Source organism: Lentzea aerocolonigenes (assembly GCF_000955955.1).
In the GTDB taxonomy this organism is placed as follows: domain Bacteria; phylum Actinomycetota; class Actinomycetes; order Mycobacteriales; family Pseudonocardiaceae; genus Lentzea; species Lentzea aerocolonigenes_A.
Genome location: NZ_JYJG01000085.1, coordinates 1 through 20,991, shown reverse-complemented (window position 1 = coordinate 20,991; position 20,991 = coordinate 1). Strand labels below are relative to the sequence as shown.

19 protein-coding genes are annotated in these 20,991 nt (G+C 67.6%); 5 read left to right on the top strand and 14 right to left on the bottom strand.

Annotated features, from left to right (window positions below; all coding sequences use genetic code 11):
- Positions 1–95: 95 nt before the first annotated feature.
- The 8 genes from UK23_RS14280 to UK23_RS14245 all read right to left on the bottom strand — a co-directional run bounded on the left by UK23_RS14280 (position 96) and on the right by UK23_RS14245 (position 10,672).
- Entirely contained in the window at positions 96–3,497 is a 3,402-nt protein-coding gene (locus UK23_RS14280; protein WP_052684658.1) for a LamG-like jellyroll fold domain-containing protein, read from the bottom strand.
- Positions 3,498–3,855: 358 nt separating this feature from the next.
- The gene (locus UK23_RS14275) at positions 3,856–5,157 is read right to left on the bottom strand and encodes a lytic transglycosylase domain-containing protein (protein ID WP_045311976.1); all 1,302 of its coding nucleotides are present in this window, start codon (positions 5,155–5,157) and stop codon (positions 3,856–3,858) included.
- A 152-nt stretch (positions 5,158–5,309) separates the two neighbouring features.
- Entirely contained in the window at positions 5,310–5,813 is a 504-nt protein-coding gene (locus UK23_RS14270) for a DUF501 domain-containing protein (protein ID WP_045311975.1), read from the bottom strand.
- Complete coding sequence (locus UK23_RS14265) at positions 5,789–6,283, bottom strand: FtsB family cell division protein (RefSeq protein ID WP_082114649.1); 495 nt, start codon at positions 6,281–6,283, stop codon at positions 5,789–5,791. Before UK23_RS14265 ends, UK23_RS14270 begins: the two co-directional genes overlap by 25 nt.
- 12 nt (positions 6,284–6,295) lie before the next feature.
- On the bottom strand, positions 6,296–7,582 hold the full coding sequence (gene eno / locus UK23_RS14260) for a phosphopyruvate hydratase (RefSeq protein WP_045311974.1): 1,287 nt from the start codon (positions 7,580–7,582) through the stop codon (positions 6,296–6,298).
- A 164-nt stretch (positions 7,583–7,746) separates the two neighbouring features.
- Complete coding sequence (locus UK23_RS14255) at positions 7,747–8,634, bottom strand: hypothetical protein (protein ID WP_052684657.1); 888 nt, start codon at positions 8,632–8,634, stop codon at positions 7,747–7,749.
- Positions 8,635–8,745: 111 nt separating this feature from the next.
- The gene (locus UK23_RS14250) at positions 8,746–9,414 is read right to left on the bottom strand and encodes a hypothetical protein (protein ID WP_045311973.1); all 669 of its coding nucleotides are present in this window, start codon (positions 9,412–9,414) and stop codon (positions 8,746–8,748) included.
- A gap of 37 nt (positions 9,415–9,451) precedes the next feature.
- Positions 9,452–10,672, bottom strand: a complete 1,221-nt coding sequence (locus tag UK23_RS14245; RefSeq protein WP_045311972.1) for a cytochrome P450 — start codon at positions 10,670–10,672, stop codon at positions 9,452–9,454.
- A 16-nt stretch (positions 10,673–10,688) separates the two neighbouring features.
- Here UK23_RS14245 and UK23_RS14240 point away from each other — a divergent pair, with 16 nt between their 5' ends.
- On the top strand, positions 10,689–11,390 hold the full coding sequence (locus UK23_RS14240) for an alpha/beta fold hydrolase (RefSeq protein ID WP_045311971.1): 702 nt from the start codon (positions 10,689–10,691) through the stop codon (positions 11,388–11,390).
- On the opposite strand, the gene UK23_RS14235 is transcribed toward UK23_RS14240, so the two are convergent.
- The 3 genes from UK23_RS14235 to UK23_RS14225 are packed head-to-tail and all read right to left on the bottom strand — an operon-like array spanning position 11,375 to position 14,197.
- Positions 11,375–12,115, bottom strand: a complete 741-nt coding sequence (locus tag UK23_RS14235; RefSeq protein WP_045311970.1) for an SDR family NAD(P)-dependent oxidoreductase — start codon at positions 12,113–12,115, stop codon at positions 11,375–11,377. The two genes, UK23_RS14240 and UK23_RS14235, sit on opposite strands and share 16 nt — an antisense overlap.
- 50 nt (positions 12,116–12,165) lie before the next feature.
- Complete coding sequence (locus UK23_RS14230; protein ID WP_082114648.1) at positions 12,166–13,704, bottom strand: AfsR/SARP family transcriptional regulator; 1,539 nt, start codon at positions 13,702–13,704, stop codon at positions 12,166–12,168.
- A gap of 43 nt (positions 13,705–13,747) precedes the next feature.
- On the bottom strand, positions 13,748–14,197 hold the full coding sequence (locus tag UK23_RS14225; RefSeq protein WP_045311968.1) for an Lrp/AsnC family transcriptional regulator: 450 nt from the start codon (positions 14,195–14,197) through the stop codon (positions 13,748–13,750).
- 51 nt (positions 14,198–14,248) lie between these two features.
- Between UK23_RS14225 and UK23_RS14220 the strand changes: the two genes are divergently transcribed.
- Genes UK23_RS14220 through UK23_RS14210 form a run of 3 tightly spaced genes read left to right on the top strand, consistent with a single transcriptional unit; the run spans position 14,249 to position 16,695 of the window.
- The gene (locus UK23_RS14220) at positions 14,249–15,367 is read left to right on the top strand and encodes a MalY/PatB family protein (RefSeq protein ID WP_045311967.1); all 1,119 of its coding nucleotides are present in this window, start codon (positions 14,249–14,251) and stop codon (positions 15,365–15,367) included.
- Between the two features lie 52 nt (positions 15,368–15,419).
- The gene (locus UK23_RS14215; protein WP_045311966.1) at positions 15,420–16,313 is read left to right on the top strand and encodes a DMT family transporter; all 894 of its coding nucleotides are present in this window, start codon (positions 15,420–15,422) and stop codon (positions 16,311–16,313) included.
- A 10-nt stretch (positions 16,314–16,323) separates the two neighbouring features.
- Entirely contained in the window at positions 16,324–16,695 is a 372-nt protein-coding gene (locus UK23_RS14210; protein WP_045311965.1) for a tetratricopeptide repeat protein, read from the top strand.
- On the opposite strand, the gene efeB is transcribed toward UK23_RS14210, so the two are convergent.
- Genes efeB through efeU form a run of 3 tightly spaced genes read right to left on the bottom strand, consistent with a single transcriptional unit; the run spans position 16,696 to position 19,891 of the window.
- A complete protein-coding gene (gene efeB, locus UK23_RS14205; protein WP_045311964.1) occupies positions 16,696–17,937 on the bottom strand; it encodes an iron uptake transporter deferrochelatase/peroxidase subunit in 1,242 nt (413 codons plus the stop codon).
- Positions 17,934–19,055, bottom strand: a complete 1,122-nt coding sequence (gene efeO / locus UK23_RS14200) for an iron uptake system protein EfeO (RefSeq protein WP_045311963.1) — start codon at positions 19,053–19,055, stop codon at positions 17,934–17,936. The genes efeB and efeO overlap by 4 nt, the downstream gene beginning before the upstream one ends.
- Positions 19,056–19,066: 11 nt before the next feature.
- Complete coding sequence (efeU, locus tag UK23_RS14195; RefSeq protein ID WP_045311962.1) at positions 19,067–19,891, bottom strand: iron uptake transporter permease EfeU; 825 nt, start codon at positions 19,889–19,891, stop codon at positions 19,067–19,069.
- Positions 19,892–20,022: 131 nt separating this feature from the next.
- Between efeU and UK23_RS14190 the strand changes: the two genes are divergently transcribed.
- Entirely contained in the window at positions 20,023–20,832 is an 810-nt protein-coding gene (locus UK23_RS14190) for a murein transglycosylase (RefSeq protein WP_156213094.1), read from the top strand.
- Positions 20,833–20,991 lie beyond the last annotated feature (159 nt).

The following is a 20,991-nucleotide window of genomic DNA, read 5'->3' as shown; positions in this document are numbered from 1 at the left end:
GCGGCAAACGCGTCCTGGCCAGACACGAGCAACAACGACAGCACGACGCAGAGCGCCGTCCACTTTCTTCTTCTCACAGCAAAGTCCCCAAGTGGTCAGAAGTGCTTCGTGGCCAAGTACATATCGGTGATGTTCTGGGCAGAAGAAACGCCCGAATAGATGCGGGCGTCATCGATGTCGCCCTTCCAAGGGTCGGAGCGATGCCCGTCCCAGAGGCCGCGTCCGATCCAGAACTCACCGGATCCGTTGAAGGCCTGGAGCCCAGTCCCCGAGGTGCTGTCGCCGCTGAACGCGTGCTGCTTGATTCCGTTGACGTACAACGTGATCGTGCCGGTAGTCGCATCGAACGTCGCTGCGAGGTGAACCCACTTGTTCGCCTCGGCCGGCACGTCGGACAGTGCGAACGACCCACCACCCGATGGGGTATGCGTCAGCAGGAAGCTCCACTTACCAGTCTCGGGCCGATACCCCAGCAGGAATGGCGAGAACGTGTTGTCACCCATCCCGACCGCGGCCCGCGGGGCGTTGTCGAACCCGCTGTGGCGAACCCAGGCGGACACGGTGTACGACCGATCCGTTCGCAGGTTCACCGGATGCGGCCCCGCTACCTGACCCGTTTCGGACGAGTCGAACTTCAGCCACTTGTCCTTGCTGGTCAGGATTTGGTTGGGATCATCAGGATCGGCCGGCGTGCCGGCCCACGAGACGCCACCGGAGAGAGTGCCGTTCTGCCGTGTCACCTCGTCCTTGGTCGTGGTGCCCTCGCGTTCATCGAGGTTGTAGCGCGCACGCAGCACGACGAAGTTGTTCTGGTTCGCCGCTTCGGCCGCGCTCACCGCACGATCCCACACCTGGACGTGATCAATCGTGCCCTCGACCTGGTCGACGCGCCCGCCCAGCCACTTGGCCGCACCCACCACGAACTGGCCAGGTGCGTTCCACAACGTGCCGTCGGCCGTTCCTTCGAGCTTTCCGTTGACGTACAAGGACAACTTGTGCGAATTCGGCTCGTAGGTGCCGAGCAGGTGGGTCCACACGCCGGTCTGCGGCGGTGCTGCCGAGACCGCGCGATACGGAACGGGTGTATCTGTGTCGGCTGAGCCACCGTTGAACACCCAGCGGTCCAGGGTCTTGTTGTACTGCAGGTAGAAGCCGCTCCCGCGGGTCCCGTCCTGGCTCGCAACCGAGTAGAAGGCCCCCGTGTTGTCGAGCTTCGCCCACGCCGACACCGAGAACGCCTTCGACGTGTCCACCACAGCGGACGACGCGGACGAGAACGAACTCGTGGTGTTGACCTGGCCGTTGCCCGCATAGCCGGAACCGAAGGTCGCGCCGTTCAATGTCAGCGGGTGGCCCTTGCCAGTGCTGTCGGCCGCGGTCGTGCCACCGGTCTCGTCGAAGTTCCACGCCGCCACAGGAGCAGCGGGATCAGCGACGTTGAAGACGTAGGTCTGCGGTGCCGCCGCACGGTTTCCCGCCTTGTCGTACGCCTGCACGTACAACGTGTTGGTACCCGCCTGCATCGGCGTGATCGGCACGTTGACGACACCGGTCGCCTCGGACACGTTGACCTGGTTGTCGATGGTGTCGACGTTCAGCGACCAGCCGTAGCGCACCACGTCCATCGAACCGTTCGGGCCCGTGTTGCCGTTGGGCGAGAACGTGAAATTGCCGGTGCGGCCGACGCTGCCGTTGAATCCTGTCGTCGGGTAGTCGGTGGACGCCACGGCTGGCTTGTTCGGCGCCACGGTGTCGATGACGAACTCGCAGTCCGGCGATGGCGGGCTGGGCAACTGCCCATCACCTGATCTGAGGAAGAAGGTGTAGATCCCGTCGCCCAAAGTCCAGCTCTCGGGCACACGCACCTCGGCGAACGAGCCCGCCTGCACCTTGTCCACGTAGATCTCGGGTCCGCTCCACGGATGGGTTGACGGTATACCTCCGTAGAACTGGAAGCCCGCGTTCAGGAATCCACCGTCCGGATCGGACAGTCGTGCACGTACCCGCGGAGTGCGTGTACCGACGTGCGGCCGGTTGACACCGGTGACACAGGGCAGCGCGTCTTCCTTGTTCGGGCCCCAGCCTTCGATGCCCATGTCGGCCGGCACCCCAGGGTAGGAGTTGTACTTCACCACGAGGTACGGGTTGAGGTTGAACCGTCGCCACGAGTTGTCGAGATCCGCCTCGTTCTTGGCCTTGAGCATGAACGTCGTGGTGGTCCAGCTCCCATTCGCGGCGGCGACCACCGCAGACATCGCGTCGAAGTCCGCACCACCGTCAGTCGGGCAATGACCGGGGTTGTTCACTTTGTTGTTCTCCGACAGCGCACCGCCCCACTCCCAGCCAGGCTGGTTGTTCCAGGTGGTGTTCTGGTCGATCCACTTGGTGAGCCACAGTTCCGTCGGAGAGGCCGTGGTGCAGGCATAGGAACTGATCACGTCGGCGTGCAAGGTCGCCGAGTTGATCTTCTTGCCGACGAGCTCGCTCGTGTTCAGCTGGAGGTAGGTCCGGGAGATGCCGTTCGACTTCGCCCCCAGCGAGGCCTTGTTCAGGTACCCGGCCTTGAGGTCACCGAGCTGACCATCGGTTTTGTCGTAGTTTGGCGAATTCGCCCAGTCCGCAGGCGACTGCACCACCGCGTGGTGCTGCTTTCCGCACGTCGTGCAGGTGTAGTCCGGATCAAGTCGCACCGGATAGGTGGTGTTCGGATCAGCGAGGAATGCCTGATCCGGCGTGACCGAGATCGTGTCCGCACCGACCTCGACGCCCATGACTCCCTGGCGTGCCGCCTCGGCGGAGTCCCACATGCGGGACGCGTCGCCACTGAACACCTGGTTGCCGTCAGGGCCAGTTACCACGAGCCCGTCGGCCCGCGAAGTTGCCGCCGATTTCGCGGCAGCTCCTGCGGTACCGGCATTGCTGATCTTCGTGTTCTTGGTGTGGGACTTGAAGGTGACCTTCTTCAGCTTCGGGTTCTTCGCCGCCTCGGCTGTCTTGACCACGAGGTTCTGCGCGAAACCGGTCAGCGACGCCTGCACCTCCAGGTCCACACCGGGCAACACGTCCGGGTAGGTGGCGGTCTGGCCGGAGATTCGCGCCGGCGGCAGGTCGGTGTCCCAGCCGAACCCGACCTCTGCTTCTCCCTTCACCAGCCGGGCAACAGGTTTCGCCGCGGATCCAGAACCGCCGGCAGTGAACGACATGGTGACCGGCGCTGCCTTCGGCGCCAGCGTGCCGTCGGCCTGACGCACGAGGCTCAGGTCGACCGCGGCCCAGGCGCCGTTCTGCTTGACGCGCACCGGATGCGTGTAGTTGGTCCAGGTCCGGGACCCATCTGGGTTGGCCGTGACCTGCGACGTCTCGGTCGTCTCCGACCCGATGACGATCGGCTTACCACTCTGCTTCGCGAGTTTCTCCGCGCTTGTGGCGTCCGCTGCCTCGTTCGGCACCGCGGCTGTCGCCACCCCGACCGAGCTGACGAGTGTGCCTGCCAACACGAGGGCAGCACTGATTGCGGGCAGAGCAAGGCTCCGCCCTTTGGCGTTGAACATCTAGAACTTCCCCCTACTGCCGGTCCCCACCAGCAGCCGATCCACACGGTCCTGTCCCCTGACCCGTGATGCAGCACTATGGTCGAGTTCCCTGGGAAAGGGAATAGGCCAGCCAGTGAAATTTCACCTGCGTGCGAACCAGGCGCTCGCACCACGCAGACGCACGCGCAGCGACCTCGACGCGGTCATGCTGGAGGCAGATCGCGGATCTCGTTAAGCGAACCCTCGATCACAGCTCGGTGCGCCGACGAGCTTCCTGTGCGTGCTGACGATCAGGGGCTTCTGCCAGCACAGATACTGCGGGCTAGCTGGGCGTGATCGTGACCAGGCTGCTCGGCGTCGCGCTGTTCGCGTCCGTCGACGACTTCTCGGTCGACGACGTGCTGGACTGCTGCGACGTGCCACCGGTCGACTGCGAGGTGCCACCCGTCGACTGCGGCGGGTCGGCCGGCTTCGAGGACGTGGTGGTCGTCGTCGTGGTCGTGGTGGTCGTTGTCGTCGTGGTGGTCGACGTCGTCGTGGAGGTCGTCGGGCACGAGGACGAGGTGGACGTCGGGGCCGAGGTCGACGTGGTGGTCGACGTCGAGGTGGTCGTCGTCGGGCAGTTCGGCGGCGTCGTGGTCGTCGTCGTCGTGGTGGTGGTCGTGCCGCCCGGGTTGTTGTTGCCGGGGTTCTGCGTGCCGGGGTCGTTGGAGCCCGGGTTGTTGTTGCCCGGCTGCGGGTTCTGCACGTTGTTGCCGTTGGCCGGCAGCGACGGGAGGGCGTTGACGTTCTGGCTGTACTCCTGGGCCCACTTGAGGACCGTCTGGACGTACTTCGTGTCGTTGTTGTAGCGGAAGACGGCCTTGGCGCGGTCTTCCTGCTTCGTCATGTCGCCGCCGCCCGCGCAGAGGTAGCGGCCGGCGCCCAGGGCGGCGTCGTAGACGTTGTTCGGGTTGACGCTGCCGTCTTCGTTGCCGTCGGCGCCGAAGCTCGCCCACGTGCTGGGGATGAACTGCATCGGGCCCACCGCGCGGTCCCAGGTGCTGTCGCCGTCGAGGCGGCCGCCGTCGGTGTCGTGGACGGCCCTCACGTTGAGGGAGCCGTTCAGGACCGGGCCGAGGATCTTGGGGGTGGCGTCGCCGACGGCGTTCACACGGCCGTTGTTGGCGTGGTTGGACTCGATCTTGCCGATGCCGGCGAGCAGGGCCCAGTCGAGCTTGCAGCCCGGGACGAGCTCGGCCATCTTGTCCTCGGCGCGGAGGTAGGCCTCGAAGACGACGCCGGGGATGTCGTAGTTGCCCGGGAACTCGTCGATGACGTCGCCGGGGTCGTTGTCGAGGTCGTCGAGCTTGCCGTCCTCGAGGTCGGCGAGCAGGGCCGCGCTCAGCTCGTCGGAGAGCGGCAGGCGGCCGGTCGCGCCGAGGGCTGCCGGGTCGAAGCGGAGGGCTCCGTAGACGTCGGCCGGGCCGAGGCTGACAGCGATGTCGTTGTGCTTCGAGAGGTTGACCCAGTCGACCAGTTTGGTGCCGACGATCATGGTGGGCGCGAGCATGGCGGCCAGCGCGGCGACGGCGAACCCCTTTTGCCTGGGGGACAGCCGCTGCGGACCACGCAGTTTTGCCATTGCCACGAATACTCACCTCTCGTGCGTCATCGCGGCGCGCCGCCCGGCAGTTACGGCGCCGCCCCCATCCGCTGACCCGTTCCACCCTGCCCCACTCCAGAGCCTAGGTGTACCCAAGACGGAGTGAAGCGTCTGTTCGGTTCCGTTGACTGTTAACTCGCCGAACATTCACCCGTCGGCCACAGGCCCTGCCCGGTCAAGAGTGCCAGGGCCTCGTCGCCCATGGGATTGACCCCGGGGCCCTTCGCGAGGGCATGAGCGACGTGCACGTGAAGGCACTTAACTCTGCTCGGCATGCCGCCCGCGGTGACTTGCGTGCCCAACGACTCGATGGCGTCCCTCTCCGCGAGGTACGCCTCGTGTGCGCGCAGGTAGGCCGCGGCGAGCTCGGGATCCTCAGCCAGCCGGTCCTGCTGCTCCTTCATCAGCCCGCCGCCCTCCAGCGTGCTGACCAGCGAGTTCAGCTTCGGGCAGGTCAGGTAGTAGAGCGTCGGGAACGGCGTCCCGTCGGGCAGCCGCGGGGCGGTCTGCACGACGTTCGGGTGCCCGCTGGGGCACCGCGAGGCGATCGCACGTGTCCCGCGCGGCGTGCGGCCGAGCTGCTTCGCGACCGTTTCCAGGTCAGCAGCACTTACTTGTGCGTCACCGATTCCCACAGTTCCTCGTACCAAGACCTTTGTGCCGCGGGCTTGCCCGACGGCCTCTCCGATTCAGTGTTTCGCTTCTCGTCGCCCGGCAACTGGACGATGTACGGGGTCTCGCCCGGCCGCACCCAGTGCAACCGTTTGCGCGCCTCGATCTCGACGTACGCCGGGTCGTTCAACTGCGCCTTGCGCTGCTCCAGCGCGGCCACCTGCTCCCGCAGCTTCTGCTGCTCGGCTCCCACGTCCCGCAGGTCGTCGCGCTGGGACAGGTAGGTCCGCAACGGGACCGCGACGCTCAACGCCAGTGCACAGAGCACCATCGCGAACATCGCGGCCCGCCGCGTACCGGTCATGCCGAACGCGCCGCCCGTGCCGTCACCACGACGCGACGGCGCCTTCGGACGAGGTGGCTTGCGCACGCGCGCGGGCCGCGCCTCCCGCTCTTCGCGGGGGCGGCGGGGACGACGCGCGCGCTCGGCCATGGCTGAAGCTTCTCAGCTCTCCGGCGTGTAGCGCGGGAACGCGAGCTCACCCGCGTAGCGCGCCGCGTCACCGAGCGACTCCTCGATGCGCAGGAGCTGGTTGTACTTCGCGGTGCGCTCACCACGTGCCGGGGCACCGGTCTTGATCTGGCCGGCACCGGTCGCGACGGCGAGGTCGGCGATGGTCGTGTCCTCGGTCTCGCCCGAGCGGTGCGACATCATCGACTTGTAGCCGTACGACGTGGCCAGCGAGACCGCGTCGAGCGTCTCGGACAGCGTGCCGATCTGGTTGACCTTCACCAGCAGCGCGTTGGCGGCGCGGCGGGAGATGCCCTCCTCCAGACGCTCCGGGTTCGTCACGAACAGGTCGTCGCCGACGATCTGGACCTTCTCGCCCAGCTCGGCGGTCATCTGCACCCAGCCGTCCCAGTCGTCCTCGGACAGCGGGTCCTCGATGGAGACCATCGGGTAGTCGCGGACGAGCTCGGAGTAGTAGCCGATCATCTGCTCGGCCGAGCGCTTGTTCTTCTCGAACGTGTAGGCGCCGTCGGAGAAGAACTCCGTGGCGGCCACGTCGAGCGCGAGCGCGATGTCGCGGCCCGCCCGGTAACCGGCCTTCTCGATGGCCTCGAGGATCAGGTCGAGCGCGTCGCGGTTGCTGCCGAGGGACGGCGCGAAACCACCCTCGTCACCCAGGCCCGTGGCGAGACCCTTGCTCTTCAGCACGGACTTCAGCGAGTGGTAGACCTCGGTGCCCCAGCGCAGGCCCTCGCGGAAGGTCTCCGCGCCGATCGGCGCGATCATGAACTCCTGGATGTCCACCTCGGTGTCGGCGTGCGAGCCACCGTTGAGGATGTTCAGCATCGGCACCGGCAGCACGTGCGCGTTCGGTCCGCCGATGTAGCGGAACAGCTCCAGGCCGGAGCTCGTCGCCGCCGCCTTCGCGACCGCGAGGCTCACACCGAGGATCGCGTTGGCGCCGAGACGACCCTTGTCCGGCGTGCCGTCCAGGTCGACGAGCTTCTGGTCGACGACGCGCTGCTCGACGGCCTCGATGCCGACCAGCTCGGGCCCGATCTCGTCGAGCACCGCGGTGACCGCGCGCTCGACACCCTTGCCCAGGTACCGCTTGGCGTCGCCGTCGCGCAGCTCCACCGCCTCGTGCTCACCGGTCGACGCGCCCGACGGAACGGCCGCGCGCTCCAGCGTGCCGTCGTCCAGCGCCACCTCGACCTCGACGGTGGGGTTGCCGCGCGAGTCAAGGATCTCGCGTGCTCCGACCTGCTCGATGACCGCCACTTGCGCTCCCTGTTTCTCCTGCGTCTCGTCTCGCGACGAGCCTACTTGGGCCAGGTGACCGGCTGGGGCTCGCCACCTTCAGATCACAGTGGGCCGCCAGCTCTGGTCGTCTGAATCGTGCCAGACGGGCGCCGCTCTGCCCATCTCCCGTGGCTCGACTGCCGTCAGCCACGACTCCAACGCGGATTCCGGTCAGGGTGGAACGACCCGAAGAGCCCTTCGTACTCCCCGGTTTCGTCACGGAAGACGAACCCAGGCTCAGACCGAAGGCCGGCAGCGTGCAAGCGGGCCAGCGGGATCTCCGGCGCGGGGAGGTCGACGCAGAGGAGCTCCGAGACCTGCGCCTGCAGCGAGGGCAGTGCGGAGTTGTCGTGCTCGGCCTGCAGGTGCCGCATGGCATCCGCCATCACGTCAAGGCGGCCCCCACCGGCGTAAGTGAGGCAGTCCCGCCAGTACGGCAGTCCGACCACCAGTTCGAGGGCTTCACGCAAGCTGTCCGCGATGAGGCCCGCCTGCCCCTCCGAACTGGCGTAGAGGATCGGCCCCTCCAACCCCGTCTCGCCACACAGGTAGAACCGTCCTCCCGCGGGGTCGCCTGCCAGCAGCTGGAGCGAGAGCCCGCAATCGATCGCTGCGGCCCCTTCGCTCTCGGTGCGTGCGACGTCGAACTCGAAGGAAACCGCGAGCAGTTCCTTCAGGCGCGCGTTGTCCCGCACAACGTCCAGAAGACCAGCGGAACGTATCGCCCAGCCGAGGTCCAGGCTCGACAAACCGAACTCGCTGACCACCGCGCGATGAGCGAGTTCGAGATCAGCGGCCGAGTCGACGAAAACGGTCGTTCCTTCGAACGGCGCGTCGACGTATCTGACCAAGCCCGCGGTCCCGAATGACGCCCTCACCACGGCGATCCTCAGCGGACCGAGGTCGTCCAGGTCATCGGCGAAGACGAGCCCGAACTTCTCCGCCAGTTCCTCCGGGCTGAACAGCATCAACAGCAGCGGGGAAGTTTCGGTGGTCGGCCACCCCGAATCGGGCAGCTGCTCAATCGCCACAACACACACCAGTCAGTAGGTGAATTCGCCGCCCACGCATTCGCCTCCCGTGAAGGCTTGTTTGGTGGTCACGACAGCGCTGGTCACGTCGATCACTCCGTAGATCGACTCTCACCCGACGGTCGCAAGAGCCTTCGCGACGACCGGCACAACATCGCCGAGCGCTGCCTTCCCCTGGTCCGCGCTGCCCGTGGCGACCTGCACGGAAGCGGCGAAAGCACCACGCGACAGCACGGCATAGCACCGGGCGAACGTCGGCGACACCGTCTCGCACCACGAGAACTGCCCGTCAGCCTCCGCGGCCTTGGGCAGGGGGACTTCTCCGTTGACGGTCACCGTCGCCTGGTCCTTCGACCAGGTCTCGACGTACGTGCCGCACGAGGTGAGCTTGCGCAGGCTCTCGAAGATCTCGCTGGCCTTGATGTCGTCGTAGTGCACGAAGCTGCTCTTGACGAGAGACCCCGTGACGCCCCACTGCACACCGCTTTCCTTGGTGATCAGGCGGTTGGACGGCAGTTCGCCTCCGCAGGTCACCGTCAGCAGCTGCGTCTTGACGTACTTGTCGGGGCCGCTGCGCAGTGTTCCGCCCAGCGCCTCGAACGTCGTGGCCGCGACCGCCTGGTCGATCTTTCCCTCCACCTCGGCGGCGCTCAGCTTCGGCGGCGCAGTCGTCGTCGTCGTGGTGGTTGTGGTGGTTGCGGGTGCGGGCGCCGCGACTGGCTGGCTGCAGCCGGCGAGCGCGAACAGCCCGACGGAAACGAGCGTAATGGCATGACGCATGACTTCAGTCCCCCAGGACGCTGTGCGAGTAGCGCGCTCAGGCTAGACGAACCGGAAGGTGCTTGACGCCGTTCTGGAAGTTCGACCTCAATCGGCTGATCTCGCCGTCGAGCCGCAGTCTGCCCGGCAGGTCCAGCACCGCGTCGAAGATCGCCCGCAGCTGCGCCCGAGCCAGCTGCGCACCGAGACAGAAGTGCGGCCCGTGCCCGAAGCTCAGGTGGTCCGCCTCGCGCCGGCCGATGTCGAACCTCGCCGGATCCGTGAACACCCGTTCGTCGCGGTTGGCCGACGAGAACCAGACGACGACCTTGTCCCCCGCCTTGATCTGCTGCCCGCTCAGCTCGGTGTCCTGGACGGCCGTGCGGCGGAAGTGCATCACCGGCGTCCACCACCGCAGCATCTCCTCGACGGCGGTGCCGAGCAGCGTTCGGTCGGCACGCAGCCGCTCGTACTGGTCGGGGTGTTCGAGCAATGCGATCATGCCGCCGGGGATGCCGTTGCGCAGGGTTTCGTTACCTGCCACGGAGAACAGCCAGAAGAGGTTCTCGAACTCCTCGACCGTGATGTCCTCCCGCATGAGGTTGCTGACGACGTCGTCGGTCGGATACTTCCGCTTGTGCTCACCGAGCGCGTGCGCGTAGGCGTAGAGATCAGGCATGCCGTCACGTGCGCGCGGGTCACGGCCATCGGAAGGACGCAGCTCCAATGCCTGCAGAGCCATCTCGGTCATGCCGGTGGTGTCGCTGGACGACAACGCGTACTCCGCGTCCTGGAAGCCGATCACGCGGTTGCTCCAGTCGTAGAGCAACGCGCGGTCCTGCCGGGGCACGCCGAAGACGTCGGCCAGCGTCAGCAACGGCAGGTCGGCCACGTCGTGCGCGAAGTCGCCGGACGGGTTGGCGATGATCTCGCGGGCGTTCGCGCGGATGCCGTCTTCGAGGCGAGCGACCGCGCGTGGCGTGAAAGCGCTGGTCAGCATTCGTCGCAGCCGCGTGTGCTCGGGCGGGTCCTGGTTGAGCATCATGCGTTGCACGTACGCCAGGTCGGCCGGCTGCGGGTCGCGGATCTGCGTGGCGCCGCGGTGTGATGAGAAGGTGTGAGGCGAACGGAGCACCGTCCGGACGTCGGCGTGGCGGAAGACCGCCCAGAAGTCGTCGATGCGCACGACGTTCTTTTCGCGCAGCCGGGTGAGTGCGTCGTGCGGGACACCCGAGGTATACGTGTCCGGGTCGACGATCAGCTCGGCATCGGTTCGCATAGAACAGGATTCTGACGTGCTCCATGTCGAACGAGGTGGGAACGGGCCGCTGCTGGTGCTGCTGCACGGGCTGGGCGCGACCGGCGAGGTGTGGCAGGACGTCGTCGGCGAGTGGCACGGCAGCTGGCTCGTGCCGGATCTGCCCGGTCACGGCCGCAGCGCGCCCATCGAGCGCTACTCGTTCGGTTCGCTCGCGGCCGCCATCGCCGACGTCATCCCGCGCGAACCCGTCACGGTCGTCGGCCACTCTCTCGGCGGCGTCGTCGGGCTGGCGCTGGCGAGCGGCTGGTTCGGCGTGAAGGTCACGACCTGCGTCGGCGTCGGGATCAAGGTGCAGTGGACCGACGAGGAGCTGGAGAAGGCCGCGGCACTCGCCGCGAAACCCGGCAAGGTCTTCGCCACACAAGAAGAAGCCGTCGAGCGCGCCTCCAAGATGGCGGGTGTGCCGTTGCAACACGGCGTGTCCGAAGTGGACGGCGGCTGGACTCCCTCATTGGACATGAAGGCGTTCGGGGTCGGCAGGCCGGACATGCCGGGCCTGATCATGGCCGCCGAGGCCGAGATCGTGCTGGCGGCCGGCGAGAACGACCCGATGAGCCCCCAGGAGCACCTGAAGGAGCTGGTGCCCGAGCCGGTCGAGTTCCCCGGCGCGGGCCACAACGTGCACGTCGAGTCGCCCTCGTCGATCACCGCGCTGCTGGCTCAGCTCGCCACGTAACCGCCGTCGGCCGTGATGACCGAGCCGGTGATGTAGCTGGACTTCTCGGACGCGAGGAACAGCACCGCCTCCGCGATCTCCTCGGGCGCACCGGTGCGCTTGAGCGCGGTGAGCTCGGTGATCGCGGTGAACATCTCGCCGGCGCCCTCGACGGCGGCGTCGGTGTGGATCGGGCCGGGCGCCACCGAGTTGACCCGGACGCCCGCCGGGCCGAACTCGACGGCCCACGACCTGGTCAGCGCGTCCATCGCGGCCTTGGAGGCGTTGTAGACGGAACCGACCGGGGTGCCGATCACGGCCGCGATCGAGGAGACGTTGACGATCGAGCCGCGGCCCCGCGCGACCATCGCCGGAGCCAGAGCCGCGGTGAGGAAGTAGGTGCCGCGCACGTTGACGTCGAACACCTGCTGGTAGCCGTCGAGCGACTGCTCTGGCGTCGGCGAGAACGGGAAGATGCCCGCGTTGTTGACGAGCACGTCGACCTCGCCGACCTCCTCGGCCAGCTTGCGGACGTCGTCGACGCTGGCGACGTCCGAGACGATGAAGTGACCGGTGCCGCCGGCCTGCTCGATCAGCTCGACGGTCTCCTTGCCGAGTTCGGCCCTGCGCCCCGTGAGGTAGACGGTGGCACCCGCCTCCGCGAGCTTGACCGCGATCGAACGGCCGATGCCCGACGTGGCGCCGGTGACGAGTGCCTTCTTGCCTTCAAGCTCCTTGGTTGACATGTCTACGAACCTGGCCCCGGCACATCGTCAGGCCATAAATTCCGAATGAATCAGCTGGTCAGGACCGGCGAGCGCCACCCGAAGTACATCCGCACGAACCGCGGCAGCCGGTAGCGGCCGAGCACCATCGGTTCGATCAGGTGCACGTCCGCGAGCGACTCCAGCACGTACTCGATCGCCCCCGCCTCGACACCGGCCATCTCCGCGGCCTCGCACACGTCGATCACGTCGGCCCGCCGCTTGGAGAAGCACTGCAGCAGGTGCAGTTCCGCCTCGCTGAGCCGCTCCTCCGCCTTGATCATCGGAGCCAGCACGGCCTGGCAGTCGGACGGGATGGCGCTGCCGAGCTGCGTCTCCCGTTCCATCTGGGCCAGCAGCATCGCGACGGTCCAGTGCGGCCGGCCGGTGAGCTTGCCGCCGAGCACGCGGATCGGGTTCGGCATGCGGGACACGCGGTCCAGCACCTCGTCCGCCGCGTCGAGCTCGGCCTCGATCCGCGCCGGGTCGAGCACCTCGCGCAGGAACTCGCGCGCCTCGGTCTCGGTCAGCCCGGCGAGCTTCACCCACGTGACGCCGGGCAGCTCGTTCCACCGCCGCAGGCTCGTGAGGATCATGGCGCTGCCGGGCGTGTGGAGCTCCGCGACCTGCGCCGGGTCCTGCACGTCGTCGACCACGATCAGGAACCGCTTGCCACGCGCCTTGTCCCGCCACAGCGCGGCTTTGTCGCCGTTGGGGTTCTCCACGCCGACCGCGCGCAACAGCTCGTTGGCGACGTCCTTGGATCTGACGAAGATCTGGCCGTCCGGGTAGTGGTGCTTGACGGTGTGCGCGATCTGGGTGGCGAGCGCCGTCTTGCCGCTGCCGTGCATCCCGGTGATGCCAACGGTTTTCGGCAACGTGCGGAGTGCCAGCGCGATCTCGGCGGTGCGGCCGGTGAAGTCGGGAAGGCTCGGTGGCAGCTGTTCCGGGCGGCGTTCGAGGTGGAGGTCGCCCTTGAGGATCTGGGCGTGGACCTTGCGCAGCTCCGGTCCGGGTTCCAGGCCGAGTTCATCGTTGAGGAGTGCGCGCGCCTGGTGGTACTCGTCGAGCGCCTCGGCCTGCCTGCCCTCGCGGTAGAGAGCGTGCATCAGCAGGGCGCGCGGGCGTTCCCTCAGCGGGAAGGTGGCGACGTGCTTCTGCAGCTCGAGGATGTCGAGCTCGCGTTCCAGCCAGTCCTCGCGGGACTTCAGCCGGTGCTGGGCGAGGCGTGTGCGCTGCGCTTCGAAGTAGGTGCTGTCGAGTCCCTCGAGAGGCTCGCCGCGGCAGTCGTCGATGATCTCGGCCTTGAGGGTGTACCCGCCGTTGCGGGACTTCAGGTCCAGCTCGGGCAGCAGCTTCCGGATCTTGTAGGTGTACGTCCGCAACGCCATGACCGCGCTCGGCGTCGGGTCGTCCCAGACCATGCCGATCAGCTGGTCGTTGCTCAGCCGGATGCCGTTGTTCAGCAGCAACGCCGCCAGCACCGCCCGCTGCTGGCGCGGCCCCAGTTCGATCTCCTCGTCGTTCCGCCAGGCTCGTACCGGACCCATCAGTGAGAAGCGCAGGCTCATGCAACAGCACAACGCCCGCACGCATTCCCCGCTTCCCGCCTCGTCACGGGTGGGTCGGCAACGGGCGCGGCTCGATCACCTGCTTCATCACGATCGTCGACGTCAGCCCGCGCACCCCTGGCAGCTTGGCCAGCGTCTCCTCGTACAGCCGCTGGTACGACGCGAGGTCCGCGGTGACCACCCGCAGCAGGTAGTCGGGACTGCCGAACAGCCGTTGCGCCTCCACCACGTTCGGCACGTCCACCAGCGCGCGGTCGAAGTCGTCCATCGACTCGATCCGCAGCTTGGCGAACACCAGCGCCTCGAAGCCGAAGCCGATCGCGGCCGCGTCCACCACGGCCCGGTAGCCGCGGATCACGCCTGCCCGTTCGAGTTCGCGCAGGCGGCGCTGCACGCGGGAGACGCTCAGCTGCACCCGGTCGGCGAGCTCGGTGATGGTCAGGCGGCCGTCGGCCTGCACGTGAGCAAGAATCTTGCGGTCCAGGGCGTCCATGCAGCAAAGAATCGCAAACACTTCCTCCACGAACGAGCCTAGGTTTGCCCCATGAACCCGTTACGTCAGCTCACCCTGGACCAGCTGAGGCAACGAACGAGCATGAAGTGGCGGTACTACCCGGAGGACGTGCTGCCGGTGTGGGTCGCCGAGATGGACGTCCACCTCGCGGAACCCGTCGCGAAGGCGATCACCGACGCGGTCGCACGAGGCGACACCGGCTACCCCGCGGGGACGGCCTACGCCGAGGCGCTGGCCGAGTTCGCGAAGAAGCGGTGGGACTGGGCACCGGCCGTCGAGCGGACCGCGATCGTGCCGGACGTGATGCTCGGCGTCGTCGAGATGTTCCGGCTGGTCTCGCACCGGGACGCGCCCGTCGTGGTCAACTGCCCGGTCTACCCGCCCTTCTACCAGTTCATCGAGTCGCTGGGCCGGACCGTCGTCGAGGCACCGCTCGACGAGACGTTCAGGATCGACTTCGACATCCTCGAAAATGCGTTCGCCCGAGCCGGCAAGGGCGCGGTCTACCTGCTGTGCAACCCCCACAACCCGACCGGCACCGTCCACACCGAGGCCGAACTCGCACAAGTCGCGCAACTGGCCCGCAGGCACGGCGTCCGCGTGGTCGCCGACGAGATCCACGCGCCGCTCACGACCGCGAAGTTCGTGCCCTACCTGAGCGTCGCGGACGACGGGCTGTCGTTGATGTCGGCGTCGAAGGCCTGGAACCTGGCCGGGCTCAAGGCCGCGCTCGCGATCGCCGGGCCGGACGCCGCGGACGACCTCGCGAAGCTCCCGGAGGAGGTGAGCCACGGCCCCAGCCACGTCGGCATCCTCGCCCACACGGCAGCGTTCAACCACGCCGGTGACTGGCTGGACGCGCTCCTCGAAGCACTCGACGAGAACCGGCGACTCCTCCAGGACCTGCTGGCCGAGGAACTGCCGAGCGTCCGCTACCGACCGGCGCCGGGCACCTACCTCGCCTGGCTGGACTGCCGCGAACTGGGCCTCGGCGATCGCCCCGCCAAGACCTTCCTCGACCGGGGCCGGGTGGCGGTGAACTGCGGAACCACCTTCGGCACCGGCGGCAACGGCTTCGTGCGGATGAACCTCGCGACCTCGCCGGAGATCATCACCGAGGCGGTCCGCAGGATGGCGGCGAGCCGGTAGATCCGGAACGAAACCTCGTGCGGAACGAAAACACCTGGTAGTTCTGAGACCCGTGCGGATCAAACCAGGCTTCGCGGCGGGCACGGTGCTGGTCTGGGCCTCCGGTTATCCGGTGGGCGCGCTCGCCGTCGCCGTGGCCCCGCCGTTCCTGATGACCACCATCCGCTTCACCCTCGCGGCCGTGCTCATGGCTCTCGTAGCCCTCGTCACGAGCGCGCGCTGGCCGCGTGGCTGGCCGCTCGTCCACACGTGCGTGGCGGGGCTGCTCGTGCAGGCCTGCCAGTTCTCCGGCGTGTACCTGGGACTGCGGCTCGGCGTACCCGCGTCGGTCACCGCGTTGATCATCTCGTGCACACCGGTGCTCACGGCCGTGGTGTCAGCAGGGGTGTTCGGTGTCCGAATTGGACTCAAACAGGTGCTCGGGCTCGCACTCGGGGTCGCCGCCGTCCTCGCCGCGCTGTGGGACCGGCTGGGATCGTTCGGGTCCGGCGCGGTCTTCACCGTGCTCGGCATGCTCGGGTTCGTCGCGGGCGGCGTCTACCAGCAGAAGTTCTGCCGGGACACGGACTTCCGCAGCGGCAACGCGGTGCAGCACGCCGTGTCCGTGCCGGTCGTCGGGCTGCTGGCGCTCACCGAGAACGCCGGCGTGACCGACTGGCGGCAGTTCTGGCTGACCATGGTGTTCCTGGTGCTGGTCAACTCGATGGGTGGCGCGTCGTTGTTCCTGGTCGGCGTCCGCACCGGGGGCGCGGCGGCGATGACCACGCTGTCCTCTGTGGTTCCGTCGGTCACGGCGTTGATCGCGTGGCCGCTGCTCGGGCAGGCGCCGACGGCCGGTGTCGTGGCCGGGCTGGTGCTCGGTTTCTGCGCGTGCTGGCTCGGAACCGCCACCCCGAAGAGTGCTGTCGCCCGGACGGCAGTCGAAGAACCGGCGAGCGGTAGGTAACGTTGATCGAATGACGGACAGCACCTTCGAGGCGTTCAGGAAGGCGGAGGCGCTGATGGCACAGCGCCGCCCTCTCGATGCGCTCCGCGAGCTGAAACAGGTGCTGGCCGAGGCCGGGGAGGCTCCGTCCGTGCAGCTGCTGGCCGGCCGCGCGTATCTCGGGTCCGCGCAGCTCAACCGGGCCGAGGAAGCGTTCCGGAAGGTGCTCGACCTCGATCCGAGCGACCACTACGCCCGGTTCGCGCTCGGCAAGACGCTGCAGCGGCTCGGGCGCCTCACCGAGGCGCTCGCCCAGTTGCGGATGGCGGTCGCGATGAACCCGTCACCCGAGTACCAGGAAGCGCTCGGCGAGGTCAAAGCCCGGCTGGCCCTGGGGAACTGATCAGCGGAACAGTCCCTCGCCCCAGAACCCGCCCTTCTTCACGCCCGGCGGTATGGCGAAGTGCGCGGAACCGGTGTGCTCCACGTACTCCATCATCTCGTCCTTTGTGGACAGGGCCTGCTGCATCGGCACGTAGTGCGTGCGCGAGTCGCGGTTGAAGCCCAGGAAGAACAGACCGGCGTCCAGGTGCCCGAGCCCGTCCGAGCCGTCGGTGAAGTTGTAGCCGCGGCGCAGGATCCTGACGCCGTTCAACGACTCCGGCGACGCGAGCCGGATGTGCGAGACCTCGCCGATCAACGGAACTCCACCCGCGCCGCGGACGTGCAGGTCGGGCTCGTCGAACTCCTTCTGCTGCCCCAGCGGCGCACCCTCGCCCTTGGTGCGGCCGATGATCTGCTCCTGCTCGCTCAGCGAGGTGCGGTCCCAGATCTCGATGTGCATGCGGATGCGGCGCGCCACCAGGTACGTGCCACCGCGGATCCACTCGGGGCCTTCGGTGACCCACACGTGGTCGCGCAGGTGGTCGGTGTCCTCGGCCTTGATGTTGCGGGTGCCGTCCTTGAACCCGAACATGTTGCGCGGCGTGGCCTGCGCGCGCGTGGTCGACGACGTGCGGCCGAACCCGAGCTGCGACCAGCGCACCGCGACCCGCCCGAACCCGATCCGGACGAGGTTGCGGATGGCGTGCACGGCGACCTGCGGGTCGTTCGCGCAGGCCTGCAGGCAGATGTCCCCGTTGCTGCGCGCGGGATCCAGGTCGTCCTGCGGGAAGCGCGGCAGGTCGATCAACGCCTCCGGCCGCTTGTCCTTGAGCCCGAACCTGTCGTCGAACAACGACGGCCCGAAGCCGATCGTGATCGTCAGCGCGGACGCGGGCAGGTCGAGCGCCTCGCCGGTGTCCTTCGGCGGCGCCTCGGCATTGCCGCCCACCGCACCGTTCTCGGCGGCCTCCTGGCCCGCGGTCATCCGTTCCGCGGCCAGCGTCCACTGCTTGAGCAGGTCGATCAGCTCGTCGCGGCTGGTCGTCTTCACGTCCAGCGCGACGAAGTGCATGTGGTCCTGCGCGGGCGTGGTGATGCCCGCCTGCACGTCACCGCGGAACGGAACCTTCGCCGCGGCAACGTTCTCCACCTCCGGCGACTGCCTGGTCGCGAGCACACCAGCGGTCGCACCCGCGCCCGCGAGCGCCACACCGGCGCCCGCGTACCCCAGCAGCCTCCGTCGCGAAACCCCTTCGCTCACTTGGCCGACACCACTTCCGCAACCTTGCTGACCGGCTCGCCGAGTGCGTCGACGGCTTCGGCCAGCGCCTTGATCTCGTCCTGCGTCAGCTCCTTGTAGGACTTGAAGCCGTCGCCCTTGCGCTGCTTCTCCAGCGCCTCGTCGAGCGCCTTGAACTTCGCGTCCAGAGTGGACACCAGCGCCTTGTCCTTCTGCTCCACCGCCGGGCGCAGCGCCGCGATGGCCGCCTGCGAACCGTCCACATTGGCCCGGAAGTCCCACAGGTCGGTGTGCGAGTAGCGGTCCTCCTCACCGGTGATCTTGCCGGTGGCGACCTCGTCCAGCAGCTCCTTGGCGCCGTTCGCGAGCTGCACGGGCGTCAGCTCGACCGTCTTCGCCTTGGCCACGATCTCCTTGACGTCGACCAGGAGCTGGTCCGCGATCTTCTCGGAGTCGGCCTGCAGCCCGGACTCCCACAGGTCCTTCTCCAGGCGGTGGTAGCCGGTGAACGCCATTCCCTCTTCAATGACGTCCTCGCGGCCGTCGATCTTGGGGTCGAGGTCGCCGAAGCTCTCCGCGACGGGCTCGATGCGCTCCCAGTAGGTCCGCGACACCGGGAACAGCGCCTTGGCGTCGTCGACCTTCTTGGCCTTGACCGCGTTGACGAACTCCTCGGTCTTCACCAGCAGCTGGTCCGCCTGCGAGCTCACGTAACGCTGGTAGCTCTTGGTCGCCTCGGCCAGCAACGCGTTGCCGTCAGTGGACTTCTTGCTGTCACCGGTGACCGTGAAGTCACCGCGGATGCCGTCGCCCTTCATGCCGGGCTTGCACGCGGTCTGGAACTTCCCGGCCTCACCGACCTCGACGATCAGCTTGCGGCTCAACCCCGGCCCGATGTTCTCGACCTCGCCGAGGATCCGGTCGCCCTCCGCGTAGAGGTAGAACTCGGTCACCTTGCTGCCCTTGTTCGTCACCTCGAACGTGACGTTGCCCGTCGCCGCCTCGGTCTTCGCGACCTTGCACGCGTCGTCGCTCGCCTCGACGGCGATGTTGCCGCCGGCGTCGTTCGTGCCGCCGTTGCTGCACGCCGCCAGCACCGCGAGCGAACCGAGAATCACCACTGCCTTGCGCACGGTCACTACTCCATTGATCAGTTGGCCACGGCGGCGCGACGGCGCGGCCGGATGAGGAACACGGACAGAACAACCCCCACGTAGGCGACCCACGCGATGGCCTGCAGCACCGAAGTGCGCTGCGAGTAGTTGAAGAACCCCTTGAGCAACGCCCCGTACCAGGAGTCCTCCGGCAGGGTGTCGCTGACGTCGAACGCCAGCGTGTCGAGCCCCGGCAGGAACGCGGCCTCCTGCAGGTCGTGGATCCCGTAGCTGAGCACCCCGGCGGCCACGAACACGAGCAGCACACCCGTGACGGTGAAGAACTTCCCGAGATCGAACCGGATTGCCCCTTGGTACAGCAGCGCCGCGATCACCACGGCCACCGCGATCCCCGCCAGGAACCCGAGCAGCGGCTCAGTCGTCCCCCCGCCGGCAGCCTGCACGCTGGAATAGAAGAAGACCGCGGTCTCCAACCCTTCCCGCCCCACCGACAAAAGGGCCACCACAGCCACGGCAATTGGTCCGATTTGCAACGCTTCGTCCATTTTGCCGCGCAACTCGGCCGCGATCGTCTTGGCCGCCTTGCGCATCCAGAAGATCATTCCGGTGACGAACGCGACCGCAATGATCGACATGATCCCGCCGAACGCTTCCTGCTGCTCAAAGCTCATGCCCGCAGCGCTGAAGGTGATGATCGCCCCAGCCGCCACGGAGAGTGCCACCGCCGTCGCAACACCCACCCAAACCCACTTGAGCGCGTGCCTCCGGTCGGTCTTGACCAGGAATGCGATCAAGATGCTCACCACGAGGGCAGCCTCAAGCCCTTCCCGCAGCCCGATCAGCCCATTGGTGAACAACATCTCGACGCCTCCAGCAAATTAGGTCGGCCTTATTTAAGGTAAGCCTCACCTGTATGTCCAGCCGCCATCAGTGCCGGTTTCATCACGTTCACGCCCGTCACCGCGCGTGAAGAGCACGTAGCCTGGATCCCGTGGTCCCGCCGCCGCCCCTGAAAACCCCGGTCCGCCGCCCCAACTACGGCAACATCTTCGGCCGCATCATCCTGGTGCTGCTGCTGATCGTCGTAGTGGCCGCAGGCGCCTGGGCCCTGGGCGCCCTGAACCGCAGAGACGCGGCCCCACCGGGCCCACCCCCGTTCCTCGTCCCAATCCAGGACGTACAACCAGGCTCCGCACCCCCAGGCAACGCCGCCGCCCCAGGCACCCGAACAGACCCACTGGCCGACTGGGCAACCCGCGTCGCCTCAAAAACCGACATCCCCCAACGCGCCCTGCAGGCCTACGCCAACGCCGACCTGACCATGCAACGCGAAGCCCCAGCCTGCAGAATCTCCTGGGCCACCCTCGCCGGCATCGGCCGAGTCGAGTCCCACCACGGCAGCATCTTCGGCGCCCACCTCCAGGACAACGGCCTCCCCTCGCGCCCGATCATCGGCGTCCCCCTCAACGGCTCCGCAGGAGTCCGAGCAATCCAAGACACCGACGGCGGCCGCCTGGACGGCGACCCGACATGGGACCGAGCCGTGGGCCCGATGCAGTTCATCCCGGGCACCTGGAACCGCTGGGCGAAGCGAGCAGCAGGCGACGGCCAACCAGCAGACCCGCAAAACATCGACGACGCCGCCCTGACCGCCGCCCGCTACCTCTGCGCAGGCGGCGCCCGAGACCTCGGCACAGGCCAGGGTTGGTGGTCAGCAGTGATGGCCTACAACAACTCCGTGGAGTACGGCCAAAACGTGTTCAGCGGAGCCGACGCCTACGCCAGGGCAAGCGCCTCCTAGCCCCACGCCGAAGCGGCCCAAGCGCACGCACCGGGAACGCCCACAACGCCGAAGCCGAAGGCGAGGCGACCCGAAGGCGCAGCCGAGGCAAAGGCGATGGCGAAAGCCGAGCTGCTCTTCCCGTGCGCTCCGGTGGCCGCCCAAGGCAACAGGCGTGCC